The 17,343-nt window shown below is 24.4% G+C and carries 14 protein-coding genes and 3 pseudogenes; 13 read left to right on the plus strand and 4 right to left on the minus strand.

What is annotated here, in order from left to right:
- Window positions 1–106: 106 nt before the first annotated feature.
- On the minus strand, window positions 107–667 hold the full coding sequence (locus ACI2WJ_RS05235) for a hypothetical protein (RefSeq protein WP_400255049.1): 561 nt from the start codon (window positions 665–667) through the stop codon (window positions 107–109).
- Window positions 668–785: 118 nt separating this feature from the next.
- Between ACI2WJ_RS05235 and ACI2WJ_RS05240 the strand changes: the two genes are divergently transcribed.
- The 8 genes from ACI2WJ_RS05240 (at window position 786) to ACI2WJ_RS05275 (ending at window position 9,785) form a co-directional block, all read left to right on the plus strand.
- A protein-coding gene (locus tag ACI2WJ_RS05240) for an IS5 family transposase (RefSeq protein ID WP_400254448.1) occupies window positions 786–1,575 on the plus strand; the annotation gives its coding sequence in 2 pieces (ribosomal slippage) (window positions 786–1,046 and window positions 1,048–1,575; 789 coding nt in all).
- Window positions 1,576–1,967: 392 nt separating this feature from the next.
- A complete protein-coding gene (locus ACI2WJ_RS05245; protein WP_400255050.1) occupies window positions 1,968–2,624 on the plus strand; it encodes a hypothetical protein in 657 nt (218 codons plus the stop codon).
- Between the two features lie 16 nt (window positions 2,625–2,640).
- Window positions 2,641–3,312: a (d)CMP kinase gene (gene cmk, locus ACI2WJ_RS05250; RefSeq protein WP_400255051.1), complete on the plus strand. Its 672-nt coding sequence runs from the start codon at window positions 2,641–2,643 to the stop codon at window positions 3,310–3,312.
- Window positions 3,313–3,339: 27 nt separating this feature from the next.
- Window positions 3,340–4,671, plus strand: a complete 1,332-nt coding sequence (gene der / locus ACI2WJ_RS05255; protein WP_338957597.1) for a ribosome biogenesis GTPase Der — start codon at window positions 3,340–3,342, stop codon at window positions 4,669–4,671.
- Window positions 4,672–5,110: 439 nt separating this feature from the next.
- A complete protein-coding gene (locus tag ACI2WJ_RS05260) occupies window positions 5,111–6,937 on the plus strand; it encodes a PTS transporter subunit EIIC (protein ID WP_400255052.1) in 1,827 nt (608 codons plus the stop codon).
- Window positions 6,938–7,042: 105 nt separating this feature from the next.
- A complete protein-coding gene (locus tag ACI2WJ_RS05265; RefSeq protein WP_400255053.1) occupies window positions 7,043–7,480 on the plus strand; it encodes a hypothetical protein in 438 nt (145 codons plus the stop codon).
- A gap of 468 nt (window positions 7,481–7,948) precedes the next feature.
- Window positions 7,949–9,187, plus strand: coding sequence for an IS256 family transposase (locus ACI2WJ_RS05270; protein ID WP_400255245.1), 1,239 nt, complete (start codon window positions 7,949–7,951; stop codon window positions 9,185–9,187).
- A 160-nt stretch (window positions 9,188–9,347) separates the two neighbouring features.
- Window positions 9,348–9,785 (plus strand): hypothetical protein, encoded by a 438-nt coding sequence (locus ACI2WJ_RS05275; protein ID WP_400255054.1) that lies wholly within the window; start codon window positions 9,348–9,350, stop codon window positions 9,783–9,785.
- A 2-nt stretch (window positions 9,786–9,787) separates the two neighbouring features.
- Here the strand turns inward: ACI2WJ_RS05275 and ACI2WJ_RS05280 are convergent, their stop codons facing one another.
- Window positions 9,788–10,612: an Mbov_0401 family ICE element transposase-like protein gene (locus tag ACI2WJ_RS05280; RefSeq protein ID WP_400255055.1), complete on the minus strand. Its 825-nt coding sequence runs from the start codon at window positions 10,610–10,612 to the stop codon at window positions 9,788–9,790.
- Here ACI2WJ_RS05280 and ACI2WJ_RS05285 point away from each other — a divergent pair.
- Window positions 10,594–11,383, plus strand: a protein-coding gene (locus ACI2WJ_RS05285; protein ID WP_400254448.1) for an IS5 family transposase whose coding sequence is annotated in 2 segments (ribosomal slippage) — window positions 10,594–10,854 and window positions 10,856–11,383 — 789 coding nt in all. Because the reading frame shifts where the segments join, the coding sequence is not laid out codon by codon here. The two genes, ACI2WJ_RS05280 and ACI2WJ_RS05285, sit on opposite strands and share 19 nt — an antisense overlap.
- 78 nt (window positions 11,384–11,461) lie before the next feature.
- Here the strand turns inward: ACI2WJ_RS05285 and ACI2WJ_RS05290 are convergent.
- Window positions 11,462–12,584: pseudogene (locus ACI2WJ_RS05290) on the minus strand (IS3 family transposase).
- A 442-nt stretch (window positions 12,585–13,026) separates the two neighbouring features.
- Between ACI2WJ_RS05290 and ACI2WJ_RS05295 the strand changes: the two are divergent.
- The 4 genes and pseudogenes from ACI2WJ_RS05295 to ACI2WJ_RS05310 form a co-directional block, all read left to right on the plus strand.
- Complete coding sequence (locus ACI2WJ_RS05295; protein ID WP_400255056.1) at window positions 13,027–13,926, plus strand: NUDIX hydrolase; 900 nt, start codon at window positions 13,027–13,029, stop codon at window positions 13,924–13,926.
- A gap of 111 nt (window positions 13,927–14,037) precedes the next feature.
- Window positions 14,038–14,223 (plus strand): hypothetical protein, encoded by a 186-nt coding sequence (locus ACI2WJ_RS05300; RefSeq protein WP_338959299.1) that lies wholly within the window; start codon window positions 14,038–14,040, stop codon window positions 14,221–14,223.
- Between the two features lie 180 nt (window positions 14,224–14,403).
- Window positions 14,404–15,642 carry an IS256 family transposase gene (locus ACI2WJ_RS05305; protein ID WP_400255246.1) on the plus strand — a complete coding sequence of 413 codons (1,239 nt, stop codon included), beginning with the start codon at window positions 14,404–14,406 and terminating at the stop codon, window positions 15,640–15,642.
- A gap of 40 nt (window positions 15,643–15,682) precedes the next feature.
- Window positions 15,683–15,853: pseudogene (locus tag ACI2WJ_RS05310) on the plus strand (IS256 family transposase); the annotation flags it as partial.
- Between the two features lie 43 nt (window positions 15,854–15,896).
- On the opposite strand, the pseudogene ACI2WJ_RS05315 reads toward ACI2WJ_RS05310, so the two are convergent.
- A pseudogene (locus tag ACI2WJ_RS05315) lies at window positions 15,897–17,020 on the minus strand (IS3 family transposase).
- Window positions 17,021–17,343 lie beyond the last annotated feature (323 nt).

The raw sequence follows: 17,343 nt of genomic DNA on the forward strand, positions 1-17,343 counted from the left end.
CTTTTATTTAATAATATAACCTAGGTTATTTAGTAATACTAAATTGACCTAGGTACTAAGAAAATATAAAAAATATTATATTTTATGAATTACTAAAATTATTTAATTACGCTTTTTTAACTGCTTTAACAGTAAAGTGGAATTTAACTGATGAACTAGCAGTTACTTGTGGTGCATTAGGTACGGTTGCTACAACTTTGTAAATAAAATCCATTTTATAGTCTAGTGCATCTCCTGAAGCTATATATGCATTTAAACATTCTTTTGTATGTTTTTCAAATTGATTTTCTAAATCGTTAATAGAAACATCTGTTTTATTAGCAATTGATCATCCTCATTGTTGACCTTGTGCTAATATATATGCTTTTGGAGCTGTTTCTTGAAGTCTAGTAAGTAAATATTGTGGTACAATTGGTGTTATACCAGCACTTGTTACTAATACGAATGTTCCATCTGGATATTGTTCATCTTTTAAAAACGCAACTTTTTCTGTAGCTGGTAAAGCTTCTAATATTTGATTAATATATGGAACCATACTGTTTAAGTTAGCTTGCACACTAATAGGATCAACGTTATCTAGTACATTAATATTATTACTATCAGTATTTCCAGTAGTAGTTGTATGTTCAATTTTTAAATGTCCTAAAGTAAATGTAGTTTTTTGCATATTTTATTCTCCTTTGTTACTAAAATAAATTTTGATTTTTAGTTTATTTTTAGAACCTGTTTAGAATCTTTTCGAAAATATTGTAAAATGATTATATATTTTAAAATAAGAGGTATATATGCATAAAAATTATCCAAGTCATGTCACCAAAGAACAATTTGAAAACATAAAATCAATTTTAGAAAATAGTAAAAAGAAAACAAAACCAAGAAGTTTAGATTTATATGAAATATTTTGTGCAATTTTATATGTATTAAAAAGTGGTTGTCAATGAAGAATGTTACCAAAAAATTTTCCAAAATGACAAACTGTATATTATTATTTTCAAATTTGAAGTAAAAATAATGGTAAAGAACCTAGTGTATTGCAATTAATTTTAAAAAAAATTAGTTAAAAAAGTTCGTATCAACAATAATCGCAAAGAACAAACTAGTTTTTGTATAATTGATTCGCAAAGTGTTAAAAATACAGATACTACTGAAAATAAAGGTTATGATGCTGGTAAAAAGATTTCAGGCATAAAACGTCATATTGTTGTTGATTCTCAAGGTTTACCACATGCAATTTACATAACCACGGCAGAAAAAACAGATCGTAATAGCGCTATAATAATGATTGAAAATGAAAAAGAAAATCTTTCTGCAGTTCAAAAAATAATAGTAGATGCTGGTTATACTGGTGAAAAATTTGCTTCTGAAATCAAAACAATCATAAATGCAAATGTTGAAGTGATAAAACGCAATGAATTACATACTTTTGTAGTATTACCAAAAAGATGAATTGTAGAACGAAGCTTTGCTTGATTAGAAAAATACAGAAGATTATGAAAAAATTGTGAAAGAAAACTAAATACTAGTTTACAAATGGTTGTTCTTTCATTTATTTCAGTTTTATTAAAAAGATTCTAAACAGGTTCTTAGAATTAAGATTTACCTAATGTAATATATTTTTATTTTTAATATCGATAATAGCAAGATATTTATAATAATGTGAAAGTGATATTAGATAAAAATATTTTTTGTAAATCTTAATTTAAGTCTATAATTGAAAAAAAGAATATACAATAAAAAAATAATACCTGCATAAAAATATAAATTTTTCTAATATTTTATTTTTAATAATGTTTAAAAGAAAACTAAGTAAAAACAATTATTTTTTAAAATATTATCAATATTATCAATAGTTAAATTTGTATATTATAATGATTTTATATATTTATGTTATAATCAAGAAAATTATCATTACTATTAAAAATAAATCAATATTGGAATTTTTTAAATATTAATTTGTGGGTGCTTTAATGACAAGAATGGAAAAGTATAAAAGTTTACGTGAACAAATTGCTAAAGAAATTAAAGAAAATAGTAAGCTTTGAGAACAAGAACAAAAAATAGAAAATTATTATCAGCAACTAATAAAAATTGATAAATCATATTTTGAGCCAATTTTTCAAAAATTAAATTCTGATTTAAATTTAGTTAATTTTGAAAATTATTTTATTAAAAATAATGAACAACATTTAGATGATAATGATAAATTAATATTGGAAAATATGTTAGAAAATATTAATAATATTTTAAAAAAATATAGCGAAAATATTGATTTTGAAATAGTTGATGTGCCATTAATAAGTACTAACTTGGAATATCAAACGTTAATTAATAGTATGCATAATAAAATAAATGAATTTCAAAAAGACTTAGAAAGTAAAATTCATGATGTCAAAAATTTTGTTAAAAATTTAGAATTTAAATATAAAAAGTATAAAATAAATAATAGTTATCTTAATAAAGAACTAAAAGAAATTAATCAAGAACATAATAATTTTCAAGATGAATTACAAAAAGTTAAAATTAAGAATAACTATAAGTGAAGTTTAACAGTATTTAGTATTATCATTATTTGTTTAATTTTAATAGTCGTGTTAGTATTATCATTAATATTATTTATTAAGTAGAGAATGGAGAAAAACAATGTACCCAAAGATTAATATTGCAATAGATGGTCCAGCAGCTAGTGGTAAATCAGCAGCAGCATATTTACTTTCTAAAAAAATTGATTATCAATTTATGGATACAGGAATTATGTATCGTAGCTTTACTAATTATTGTTTAAAAAACAAAATTGCTTTTGAAAGTGAAGATTTAATACTTGCAGCATTACAACTTTTTGATATAAGATGAGTTAATGGTCATTTTTTATTTAATGATCAACCACCAACAGAAGAAATTTATGATAAAAATGTTACTAATAAAGTACCAATAATTGCTTCGTTATCTGAAGTTAGAAAAGTTATGGTTGCTAGAATTCAAGAAATGGTTAGAAGTCAAGGCTTTATTGTCGTTGGCAGAGATATTAGTAGTGTTGTTTTACCTGATGCTCAATTAAAGATTTTTTTAACTTCTAGTTTACACGCTCGTAGTGAAAGAAGATATAAACAGTATATTAAAGAGGGTATTAATATTACACAAGAACAAGTATATAACGATATGGTAATTCGTGATAATGTTGATAAAACTCGTAGCACTGGTCAACTAGTAATTGTTGAAGATGCAGTTATTTTAGATAATAGTGATTATAATTTACAAACGACCGTTGATAAATTAAAAGTTTTATATGATAATTACTTTAGTCATAAAAAATAATATTTTAAATATAAGGATTTGAATAAAATGAATAAGTTACCAAAAGTAGTAATTGTAGGACGCCCTAATGTTGGTAAATCTTCAATTTTTAATCGTATATTACAAAAAAAAGTAGCAATAATTGAAGATATGCCTGGAGCAACTAGAGATCGAATTTATGGCATTGGTGAATGATTAACACAAAATTTTGTGATTATTGATACGGGTGGTATTACTAAAACGATTACTAATTTTACTCAACAAATCAATCAACAAGTTAATATTGCTTTAGCTGAGGCTGATATTGTTTTATTTGTTTGTTCTTATCAAGAAGGTCTAACTCACGAAGATGAAGATATTGCTAAATTATTATACAGAACTAAGAAACCGGTTATTATTATTGCAAATAAATATGATAATGTTCAAAACGATAATGATAAAATTTATGATTATTTAAAAGTTGGCTTTGGCGAACCAATTTTAGTATCTGCTAGTCATGGTGTTGGTTTTGGTGATTTATTAGATATGATAATTACTAAATTACCAAAAGAGGTTCATACAGAAAAAAAAGAACATATTAATTTAGCAATTATTGGTCGTCCCAATGTTGGTAAATCAAGTTTAGTTAATACTATTCTTCAAGAGAATAGAGTTATTGTTTCACCAATAGCAGGAACAACAACTGATGCTATTGATAGTAATTTTGTTTATAATAAAAAACAATATTGTGTTATTGATACTGCTGGAATTCGTAGAAAAGGAAAAATTACTGAAGATTTAGAAAAATATAGTTTAATTAGAACTACTAATGCTATTGAACGTAGTGATATTGTTTTGTTTTTATTAGATGGTAGTGTTGAAATTCAAGAACAAGATTTAACAATAGCAGGAATGGCAAAAAATTTAGATAAGCCAGTTATTATTATTGTTAATAAATGAGATTTAGTTAAAAAAAATGAAAAAACAATGCAAGAGTTTACTAAAAAAATAAAAGAAAAATTTAAATACCTTGAGTATTCTTTTGTTGTATATTTATCTGCTTTAGAAAATACTAGAATTCATACTTTATTTGCTACTATTAATGAAGTATTAGTTAATATGAATTTAAGAATTAAAACAAGTATTCTTAATGAAATAATTAATAAAGCTCAATTAATTAATGAGCCGCCCTACTTTAAAGGTGGTAGATTAAAGATATATTACACAACACAGGTTGAAAAAAATCCGCCTACTTTTATTTTAATGGTAAATGATCCACAACGATGTCATTTTTCTTATGAACGTTTTTTAATTAATCAAATTCGTGAACGATTTGGTTTTCAGGGTGTACCAATTAAATTAAGATTTAGAATGCGTAAGTCATTGTATAATAAACAATAAAAAAGTGTAAAATTTTGTGATTATATTTATTTAAGAAAAATTTATTGTATAATAATATTTAATTAAGATAAAAAACTAATGATTAGAAAGTGTAAATGATTATGCTAAATTTTTTAACATTAGAGTCGCACAATAAAAGTTTATCAACATCGGCAATGTGAATAATGTTTATCATTGGTTTGATTTGTATTGGTATTATTTTTCTTGTGTTTTTTTTATTTAAAAGAAAATTACGTAAAGAAAGGAGCCTGATTAACGAGCAATTTTTATTTAAACCAAAAAAAGTTACATATCAAGTTTTTCATTTTTGAAATAAAGCTCTTTATATATTTTTAATGTTTTGTGCAACAGTTGGTGCCATTGTGCTATTATCAGTTTCAATAAGTTCAATGTTTTAATTTTGAAAAATTAAGAAAAAGTTTTAGGAAGGGGTTAAAATATGGGTTTAGTTTTCTGAAAAAAACATAAAGAAAAAAACGATAGTATAACAATTTATCAAAAAAAACTAGAACAAGAATTAAAAACCTCAAAAGAAAAAAGTCCTTGAAATAATGTTTTAAAATTTTTACAAGACTTAGGTAAAGCATTACAATTTCCAATTGCAGTATTACCATTCGCTGCTATTTTAAACAGATTTGGAGAATTAGGGCTTACATTTACTACTACAACTGATGCTGGTGTTATGCATGTTACTAATGAAGTTGGTTATTGAATTTCATATATTATTCAACAACCAGGAAAAATAGTATTTGATAATTTACCATTATTATTTGCTTTAGGTTTAGCATTTGGTTTAGCTAAAGATCATCGTGGTGAAGCTGCATTAGTTGGAGCAGTATTTTATTTGGCAATATCTGCAATGACATCAATTGAACATTCATTACCAGAAATGTTATATAAAAATGTTTTAACTTTTACATCAAGTAAAGGTGAAAAATTTTCGTCATTATTTTATGTAGAAGAATTTGGAACAGATGGTAAAACTATTATCGGTGGTATTTATGTATTAAACATTGGTGTTTTTGGTGGAATTGTAGCGGGGTGTTTATCTGCAGTTTTATATAATAAATATAAAGAAATTAAACTTCCTCAAGCATTATCATTCTTTGGTGGTAGAAGATTTGCACCAATGGTGGCTTTAGCAATAACTATTCCCACTGCTTTGGCATTTGCTATTGTTTGACCATGAATTCAATTAGTATTAATGAAATTTGGTCAATTAGTTGCTAATCCAAATAATCCAGCAGTTGCTATTCCAGGAACAGCAGTTTATGGAATATTAAATCGTTTATTATTACCTTTTGGATTACATCAAATCTTAAATACTTTTTTTTGATTTCAATTACCAATTAATGGTCAGATAATATCTCCAATTACAGGTGCTGCATCTGGAACAACGGAATGAGTAAATGGAGACATTAATGCTTTTACTAGAGGTATTGAAGGATCTGGATTTTTTCAATCAGGTTTCTTTCCTATTATGATGGGTGGTATTCCTGCTGCTGCCTTAGCTATGATTATGGCAGCTAAAAAAGAAAATAGAAAAATGGTATCAGGATTTTTAGGAGGAGTTGCTTTAGTTTCTTTTATTAGTGGAATCACTGAACCAATTGAATTTTCATTTGTATTTATTGCTCCATTATTATTAGTAATTCATGCCTTATTAACAGGGATATTTATTGCAATAACGACAGCATTGCATATCCAAGTTGGTTTTGGTTTTAGTGCTGGAATTATTGACTATTGCATTTCTTTTGCTCAATCATGAGGATTTGCTAATCATGCTACAGGTGCTTATCATATTACTTCAAATCCACTATGAGTATTATTATTAATTGTGGCTGCTGGTGGAGTTTATTTTATTGTATTTTATACATTAATTACTAAAATGAATATTGAAACGCCAGGAAGAGAAGAAGATTTTGGTGTTGAAGAAAATAAAGTAACAACAAAATCAGAGTTAAGCAATAAAAATCTTAAAAGTGATAAATATACATTAATGGCAACAAAATTAATTGAAGCAATTGGTGCAGATAATTTTGTTGAAATTGATAATTGTGCTACTAGGTTACGTTTGATTGTTAAAGATACATCACGTGTTAATTTGGCAAAAGTTAAGGCCGCAGGAGCATTTGGTACTAAAATTTTGAATAAAGAAGCTTTGCAAATTGTTATTGGTACCGATGTTGAACATGTAGCCAATGCAATAAAGACACAGTTACAAAATTCAGCAACTTTGAATATTAAAACTAAAGTTAATCTATAATTAAAAGTGATTATTACAATATAATATTAAAGCTACTAAAGCTCATATAACCATTAAATGGTTATATGAGCTTTTAATTGATTAAAAAAGATAGGAGTAAAAATAATGGGAGTAGGTAAACATTTAATTACTAACATTTTACAAAAAATAAAATCACAAGTACCAACATTAACTAAAGAAGACATTATTACTGCGCTTAATATTATCTATATAACTTGTGCAGAATATAATGCTATTGATAGTTCTATTAGTAATATTGCCAAATATTATCACCAAGAAGATGAAAAATTTGATAGTCAATTGTTTAGAAAAAATTTGCATAGTTCTTTGCAATATATTGATCAAGACAATTTATACAGTTTGAAAAGTTTGATTTCAATTATTTTATTAATTAATGTTTTTAATCATCCTTTATTATTTAGTGATTTTAGTGATTTTATTAAAAAAGATATTACTAATATTGAATTTATGAAAACAAAAATAGAAATCCTGAAAAATGATAATATTTTTTTATTAAAAAAATTAGTTCGTGCAAGGACTTAAATAAGTTAAATAAATTAAGAGAGCAATTAAATAATAATTTTGAAATATTAAAACATTTTAAAACAATTTGTGAAAATCATCAATTAGGTGTATTAAATATTTATAACTTTATTGCTAATCAATCAAAATATTTTGTTACTGATGAAGATTGTGATAATAAAATTAGTTAAACAAGTAATGAATATGAAAAAATTAAGGAGATAATGTCAAGAGAAAATAAATTTAAGGATATTTTAGTTAAAGATAGTAATTCTGAAATTCCATATAAATTAAATATTGAAGAACTTGAATTTGGGCGGTTGTCAAAAATCCGGAATAAATTAAATCTTATATAGTCTTATTATATTTTAGACAAGAAATAATTTGGATTTTTAGGTAATGTTTAGTAATCTGTGTAACTTACAAAAATAACTATGTTTAATTAATTCTAGTAAATATAATTAAATGACTAGAAAGAGTGAGTTACAGATGGCTAAAAAAGATAACTTTAATAATAATGATCCAATATCAAAAGCAGTAGATTTATTATTAGAAAATACTGAAGATTTAACAACAGTTTTTAAAGAAGGGGGTTTATATAAAGAATTAACAAAACGTTTAGTTGAAAAAATGTTGAATTCTGAGATGCAAAATTATTTAGGATATGAAAAAAATCAACATAGTAATAGTGACAATGCTCGTAATGGTATAAGTTCAAAAAAATTAATAACTCAACAAGATAAAATTGAGATTGATGTACCACGAGATCGTAATAGTAATTTTACTCCTGTAATAGTGCCAAAAAGACAGAGAAGATTTGATGGTTTTGATCAACAAGTTCTTTCCTTATATGCAAAAGGTATGACATTATCAGATATTAGAATGCAGTTACAAGAGTTATATCAGGGTGCTGATATTAGTGAAAGTATTATTAGTCAAATTACTGATGATGTGATTGATGATGTCAAAGCATGACAAAATAGACCATTAGAAGGCATTTATCCTATTGTTTATTTTGATTGTATAGTAGTTAAAGTACGACAAGATAAACGCATTATTAACAAATCAGTTTATATAGCTTTAGGAGTTGATTTAGAAGGTAAAAAAGATGTTTTAGGTTTATGAATTAGTGAAAATGAAGGTGCTAAATTTTGATTAGCAAATTTAACAGAAATGAAAAATCGTGGCTTAAATGATATTCTTATTGCCTTCAGTGATAATTTAACAGGCATGTCAGAAGCAATACAATCAGTTTATCTTAAAACAGAACATCAATTATGCATAGTTCATCAAATTAGAAATAGTTTGAAATATGTCTCATATAAGCATAGAAAATCTCTAGTTGCAGATTTAAAACCAATTTATACTGCATGTAGTGAAGAACAAGCAATGCAGGCTTTAGAATCCTTTGAAAATAAGTGAAATAAACACTATCCTCAAATTGCTAAATCTTGATATAAAAATTGAGATAATTTAATGGTTTTTATTAGTTATCCTGCAGAAATTAAAAGAGTGATTTATACAACAAATGCTATTGAATCTGTAAATAGTCAATTACGAAAAATTATCAGAAATAAAAAAGTTTTTCCTAATGATATGGCAGTTTTTAAAATATTTTATTTAGCAATTGAAAATATAACAAAAAAATGAACAATGCCCATTCAAAATTGAAATACAGCAATTGCTCATTTTATGATAAAATTTGAAGATAGAATTAATCTAAACTAGTACTTTGTAAAACAAAGATACACAGATTACATAAAAGCCTCGATTTTTATGAAATTGTATTTAAATAATATAATTTTTTTTAAAATATTGCAACTAAAATACTTATAATTAAATTTGTTAAATGTTAAACTTATGAAGTAAAGTTAAGGAGAATTTAAAAATGAAACTTAAAGCACTTAAAAAATTACAGTTAATAACTGTATTATTATTTATTTTTACTATTTTAATTATGATTATAGGTTTAACTCTTATAGGTTCTTGTGATTATCATTCTCATATTTACAATTTATTAACGAAAAAATATATAAACCTAGAAAAAAATGGATTTGGAATATTAAGTACAACCAGTAATATAATCCATATTTTAGGTTGTTCTCCCAAATCTGTATGTTCAATAACTAATTGTAATGGAAATTATTGTAGTTGAATTCAATTACAAATTGGAGTGATTTTTTGTCTAATTTTAGTACCAATTTTAATAATTATAATTTTATCATTAACTTTTTTCATTATTGGTTTAAAAGTAAAAATAAAAAATAATAATTTTTGAGATGCTATTCAAAATTGTGAAATAATAAGTAACTATTACATACATTAAAGCTATGTTTCTAAATTTATCTTATTACATTTAAAAATAACCATTTTAATATAAATTAAAATATTATATGTTCTATTACCAAGCATTTCTTTTAAAACATGTCAAATATTAGTTTCTGTAAAACAACCAATATTTCACTTTGCACCTTGATTTTCAATACCTTCTTTATTATTTTTAAAGTATTGTTTTTTTAATTTTTTATGATTATCTAATTGATTATATAAATAGTTAATTAATTGTTCATATTGACCATTATTAATTAAATATTTACAATGATTATATTCTTCTAAATATTTTTCTTTATTTCCAGCCATTATTCCAAGATATAATGTTCTAATTAAATGAAATTTATCTAAAACAAACTGTGCACCTAAACAATCAGCAACTTCTTTAATTCATCCTGCACTATCACCACAAATAATAATTTTTGCTTGTTCAATATTTTCATAAAATTTTTGACAATGTTCTTTAACAAATTCAGCAGTTTTTTTAACTCCAATTTTTGTTTTTGTTGGTCTTATAATTGCCTTTACTCTTTTATTTTGTACTTTATGATTAATATTATCTGTATATGTTACTATTAATCGCATAGAATGTTTTGTACCTTTACGTTTAAAATTTCAAAATTTTCGGTGACCATCATCAATTGCTACAAAAATAGGCTGATTTTTTTCTAACTTTACTTTTACTGGATTTGCTTCAATTACTTCTAAATTTTTAAAAACTCTATGAATAGAACTAAGAACCTGTTTAGAATCTTTTCGAAAATAATGTAAAATGATTATATATTTTAAAATAAGAGGTATATATGCATAAAAATTATCCAAGTCATGTCACCAAAGAACAATTTGAAAACATAAAATCAATTTTAGAAAATAGTAAAAAGAAAACAAAACCAAGAAGTTTAGATTTATATGAAATATTTTGTGCAATTTTATATGTATTAAAAAGTGGTTGTCAATGAAGAATGTTACCAAAAAATTTTCCAAAATGACAAACTGTATATTATTATTTTCAAATTTGAAGTAAAAATAATGGTAAAGAACCTAGTGTATTGCAATTAATTTTAAAAAAAATTAGTTAAAAAAGTTCGTATCAACAATAATCGCAAAGAACAAACTAGTTTTTGTATAATTGATTCGCAAAGTGTTAAAAATACAGATACTACTGAAAATAAAGGTTATGATGCTGGTAAAAAGATTTCAGGCATAAAACGTCATATTGTTGTTGATTCTCAAGGTTTACCACATGCAATTTACATAACCACGGCAGAAAAAACAGATCGTAATAGCGCTATAATAATGATTGAAAATGAAAAAGAAAATCTTTCTGCAGTTCAAAAAATAATAGTAGATGCTGGTTATACTGGTGAAAAATTTGCTTCTGAAATCAAAACAATCATAAATGCAAATGTTGAAGTGATAAAACGCAATGAATTACATACTTTTGTAGTATTACCAAAAAGATGAATTGTAGAACGAAGCTTTGCTTGATTAGAAAAATACAGAAGATTATGAAAAAATTGTGAAAGAAAACTAAATACTAGTTTACAAATGGTTGTTCTTTCATTTATTTCAGTTTTATTAAAAAGATTCTAAACAGGTTCTAAGACTAATATTTGCTTTTTTTATAATATCTCAAATATCTCTGTATTGGAATGGCAACCCTTTTTAGGACTATTTTTTGGTAGACATTTTTTCATGATATTTAACTGGAGTTAGGTAGTTTAAAGTGCTGTGGATTCGTATGTTGTTGTATCAATTGATATAATCAAATAATTCTAATTTTAATTGGATTAATGATGTAAAATTTTTATCATTAATAAATTCAGTTTTGAAAGTTTTGAAAGTTGCTTCAGCAACAGCATTATCATAAGGACAACCTTTTTTGCTTAAAGAACGGGTAATATTGAATGCTAATAAAAGTTTATCAATAGTTTTATTATTGAATTCATTACCGCGATCACTATGAAATATTTGAATATCTTTTAAACAGCGATTTGATTGCATAAATGCTTGATATACTAATGATGCATCTTTTTTATAGTACCTACACTATGTCCAATAATTTCGCGGTTAAATAGGTCGATTAATAAGCAAATATAGTTTCACTTACCATTAACTTGAACATAAGTTAAATCACTAACAATAACTTCATTTTTAAGCCTATTATTAAAGTTTCTATTCACAAGATTGCTTATTTGGCTATCATTGACTTTGTTATGATGATTTTTAAATGATAATTTAGTGTATTTTGATATTAAATTATGCTGATTCATAATTTCTTTAATTTTTTTGCGTGATAAATAAATTTCTTTATTTTCTAGACTGACTTTTAATCTTCTTGTTCCATAAACTTCTTTATTTTGTTTAAAAGCACTAATAACAGCTTCATCATACATATTATTTTTGATTTTATCTTCTTTTTTCTTTAAATTAAAATAATATGTTGATTTAGAAAGTTTTAAAAAACGACAAATTGGACGAATTTTATATTTAGATTTATTATTTGTAATAATCTCTACTTTCTGCCTATTATTAGTGCTGCTTGCTTTAAAATATCATTCTCCATTCTTAATTGTTTTAATTCTTTATTTGCTTGAATTAATTGTTTTTCTAAATCCGAAAGATTATCTTTAGTTTTAAAACTGCCTGAATTTGTAAATTGCTTAATTCATTTATAAGTAGCTGCTCTTGTAACGTTGTATTCTTTAGCAAGGCAAGATACTGATTTGCCATTTTGATATAAAGATACTATTTGTTTTTTAAATTCATCATTATATGAGTTAATATTGGCCATAATTATATTTCCTTTCTTTTAACTAATTTGTTCACTTGTCTACGTAATTAGTGTCCAATAAAGTGTAACCCATCCAGTTTTAAAACTAATTTATCAATTTTAGCATTTTGTTCTCTAAAATTTCATTTATAATTAAAATTCACATTTACTTTTCCTAACTATTTTAAAAAAATCTAAATTTATTGTAAATATATTTAAAAAATTAATTTACTTGTTTATTATATACATATATAAGTGTAATTTAAAATTAAATCAAAACTGTTTAAAAAACCACTTTCATATTTAAAATATAATAAACAATTTCAATATAATTAATAGTATAGGTATCAGAAAATAAACGCCTAAATTAAAGGCGTTTATTTTGTATTTAAAAGCATACTTGTAAAAATAATCAAAAATAGTACAATTTATAAGTAAAATTAAAAATTAAAGGAGTAATTTAATGAATCAAGAATATTTAAAATTTATTAAAGTTGAATTTATGCATGGTGTAGAAGAGCCTTGATGTAATAACCAAGGAGTTGCTATATTGCCTTATGTTATTAAAAACAATGAATACTATTATTTACTAGTTATAGAAAATAATCCATTATTTAAAGATAAACAAATTAGTGAATATGGTACTATCACTGGAGGTCTTGAAAATCTTGACCCTTATCAAACAGTAATTAATGAGATGCTTGAGGAAACTGGAATTGATGTTAAAAATGATAAATCAAAAATTTATTATTTAGATAAACATTATGCAAATAAATCAAGTACAAAATTATGATATTTTTTTTCTATAGATTTAACAATGTTGAATTTGGATTTAACAAAAACATACAAAGGTAGTGGTGATGGAACAGAAGCAGAAAAAGACATCATTGCAAAATTTATAAGTTATGAAAAAATTTGCAAATCTAATGATTCTTTATGTTTAGCAATTTTTGCTAAATGAACTTTTAGAGAAAAAGCAATAAAAGAAAAAGCAAAACAACTATTTAATTTTAAAAATGAAATATTATCTGATAAGTTTTTAACTGGAATTCATCTTAATGAAATTGACGAAGAAAACCCAGAATTAATAAGATGGTTTTTACCTAGAGAAAATTGACAAGAATTTTTGAAACTTGAAGAAGATTTAAACAATAGTATATTATATAAACTGCAAGAATTAAATAATGAAATGTTAATTTCAAATTCATCAAATTTACATAAAAATTTGAAATTACAAGCTAGTATATTTTACGATAAAAATAAAAATATTTTTTGAGAATATGAAGCAATAAATAAATTAGGTGATGAATATTATTCAGGTGCAGAAATTTATGAAATAAATTCAATTGCACCTCATTTATAAAAAAGGAGTAATTTAATATGCAAACATGAATAAAAACAAATTTAAGTAAAATAACATTAGCATTAGCACTAACTGGTGCAACAACTGGAACAATAGGATTAATCATGGGGGGTGCTTACCCATAAAATAGATAATTCCTATTTAGAACCAAACGGCGAAAGAGTATTAGGAATAACAACTATTTGATGAAATAAATGAGATAGTCCGAATAAAACTGAATTATATTTTTCTAAATTTAAACATCATGATGAAGATGTAAAATGAGATGGTACTTATACAAATAATTATTTTGAATAATTATATCTCTAAATTTATATAAGAAATATTTTCGTTATATTTATCAAATAAATTAATATTTTGTAAATTTATTTCTTGCCCTTATCGGTAATGTTTAGTAATCTGTGTAACTTACAAAAATAACTATGTTTAATTAATTCTAGTAAATATAATTAAATGACTAGAAAGAGTGAGTTACAGATGGCTAAAAAAGATAACTTTAATAATAATGATCCAATATCAAAAGCAGTAGATTTATTATTAGAAAATACTGAAGATTTAACAACAGTTTTTAAAGAAGGGGGTTTATATAAAGAATTAACAAAACGTTTAGTTGAAAAAATGTTGAATTCTGAGATGCAAAATTATTTAGGATATGAAAAAAATCAACATAGTAATAGTGACAATGCTCGTAATGGTATAAGTTCAAAAAAATTAATAACTCAACAAGGTAAAATTGAGATTGATGTACCACGAGATCGTAATAGTAATTTTACTCCTGTAATAGTGCCAAAAAGACAGAGAAGATTTGATGGTTTTGATCAACAAGTTCTTTCCTTATATGCAAAAGGTATGACATTATCAGATATTAGAATGCAGTTACAAGAGTTATATCATGGTGCTGATATTAGTGAAAGTGTTATTAGTCAAATTACTGATGATGTGATTGATGATGTCAAAGCATGACAAAATAGATCATTAGAAGGCATTTATCCCATTGTTTATTTTGATTGTATAGTAGTTAAAGTACGACAAGATAAACGCATTATTAACAAATCAGTTTATATAGCTTTAGGTGTTGATTTAGAAGGTAAAAAAGATGTTTTAGGTTTATGAATTAGTGAAAATGAAGGTGCTAAATTTTGATTAGCAAATTTCACAGAAATGAAAAATCGTGGCTTAAATGATATTCTTATTGCTTGTAGTGACAACTTAACAGGCATGTCAGAAGCAATACAATCAGTTTATCCTAAAACTGAACATCAATTATGTATAGTTCATCAAATCAGAAATAGTTTAAAATATGTTTCATACAAACATCGAAAATCACTAGTTACAGATTTAAAGCCAATTTATAATGCATGTAGTGAAGAACAAGCAATGCAAGCTTTAGAATCATTTGAAAGTAAATGAAATAAACACTATCCTCAAATTGCTAAATCTTGATATAAAAATTGAGATAATTTAATGATTTTTATTAGTTATCCTCCAGAAATCAAAAGAGTGATTTATACTACAAATTCTATTGAATCTGTTAATAGTCAATTACGAAAAGTCATCAGAAATAAAAAAGTTTTTCCAAATGATATGGCAGTTTTCAAAATATTTTACTTAGCAATTGAAAATATAACAAAAAAATGAACAATGCCCATTCAAAATTGAAATACAGCAATTGCTCATTTTATGATAAAATTTGAAGACAGAATTAATCTGAACTAGTACTTTGCAAAACAAAGATACACAGATTATTAAAAAGCCTCGAAAAGTCATCAGAAATAAAAAAGTTTTTCCAAATGATATGGCAGTTTTCAAAATATTTTACTTAGCAATTGAAAATATAACAAAAAAATGAACAATGCCCATTCAAAATTGAAATACAGCAATTGCTCATTTTATGATAAAATTTGAAGACAGAATTAATCTGAACTAGTACTTTGCAAAACAAAGATATGGAATGGCAACCCTTTTTAGGACTATTTTTTGGTAGACATTTTTTCATGATATTTAACTGGAGTTAGGTAGTTTAAAGTGCTGTGGATTCGTATGTTGTTGTATCAATTGATATAATCAAATAATTCTAATTTTAATTGGATTAATGATGTAAAATTTTTATCATTAATAAATTCAGTTTTGAAAGTTTTGAAAGTTGCTTCAGCAACAGCATTATCATAAGGACAACCTTTTTTGCTTAAAGAACGGGTAATATTGAATGCTAATAAAAGTTTATCAATAGTTTTATTATTGAATTCATTACCGCGATCACTATGAAATATTTGAATATCTTTTAAACAGCGATTTGATTGCATAAATGCTTGATATACTAATGATGCATCTTTTTTTTAGTACCTACAACTATGTCCAATAATTTCGCGGTTAAATAGGTCGATTAATAAGCAAATATAGTTTCACTTACCATTAACTTGAACATAAGTTAAATCACTAACAATAACTTCATTTTTAAGCCTATTATTAAAGTTTCTATTCACAAGATTGCTTATTTGGCTATCATTGACTTTGTTATGATGATTTTTAAATGATAATTTAGTGTATTTTGATATTAAATTATGCTGATTCATAATTTCTTTAATTTTTTTGCGTGATAAATAAATTTCTTTATTTTCTAGACTGACTTTTAATCTTCTTGTTCCATAAACTTCTTTATTTTGTTTAAAAGCACTAATAACAGCTTCATCATACATATTATTTTTGATTTTATCTTCTTTTTTCTTTAAATTAAAATAATATGTTGATTTAGAAAGTTTTAAAAAACGACAAATTGGACGAATTTTATATTTAGATTTATTATTTGTAATAATCTCTACTTTCTGCCTATTATTAGTGCTGCTTGCTTTAAAATATCATTCTCCATTCTTAATTGTTTTAATTCTTTATTTGCTTGAATTAATTGTTTTTCTAAATCCGAAAGATTATCTTTAGTTTTAAAACTGCCTGAATTTGTAAATTGCTTAATTCATTTATAAGTAGCTGCTCTTGTAACGTTGTATTCTTTAGCAAGGCAAGATACTGATTTGCCATTTTGATATAAAGATACTATTTGTTTTTTAAATTCATCATTATATGAGTTAATATTGGCCATAATTATATTTCCTTTCTTTTAACTAATTTGTTCACTTGTCTACGTAATTAGTGTCCAATAAAGTGTAACCCATCCACTTTGCTATCTTGCATTTTAATTCTCCTTTTTTCCTTGATTTTACTTTTAAATTGTACTATTTTTGATTATTTTTACAAGTATGCTTTTAAACGCAAAATAACGCTTAAATTAAAGGCGTTTATTTTATGATACCTTATACTATTAATTATATTGAAATTGTTTATTATATTGTAAATATGAAAGTCTTTTTTTAAAAATTTTTTATTTAATTTTAAATTCCACTTATATATGTATATAATAAACAA

Source organism: Spiroplasma endosymbiont of Cleonymus obscurus (assembly GCF_964273375.1).
In the GTDB taxonomy this organism is placed as follows: domain Bacteria; phylum Bacillota_I; class Bacilli_A; order Mycoplasmatales; family VBWQ01; genus Spiroplasma_E.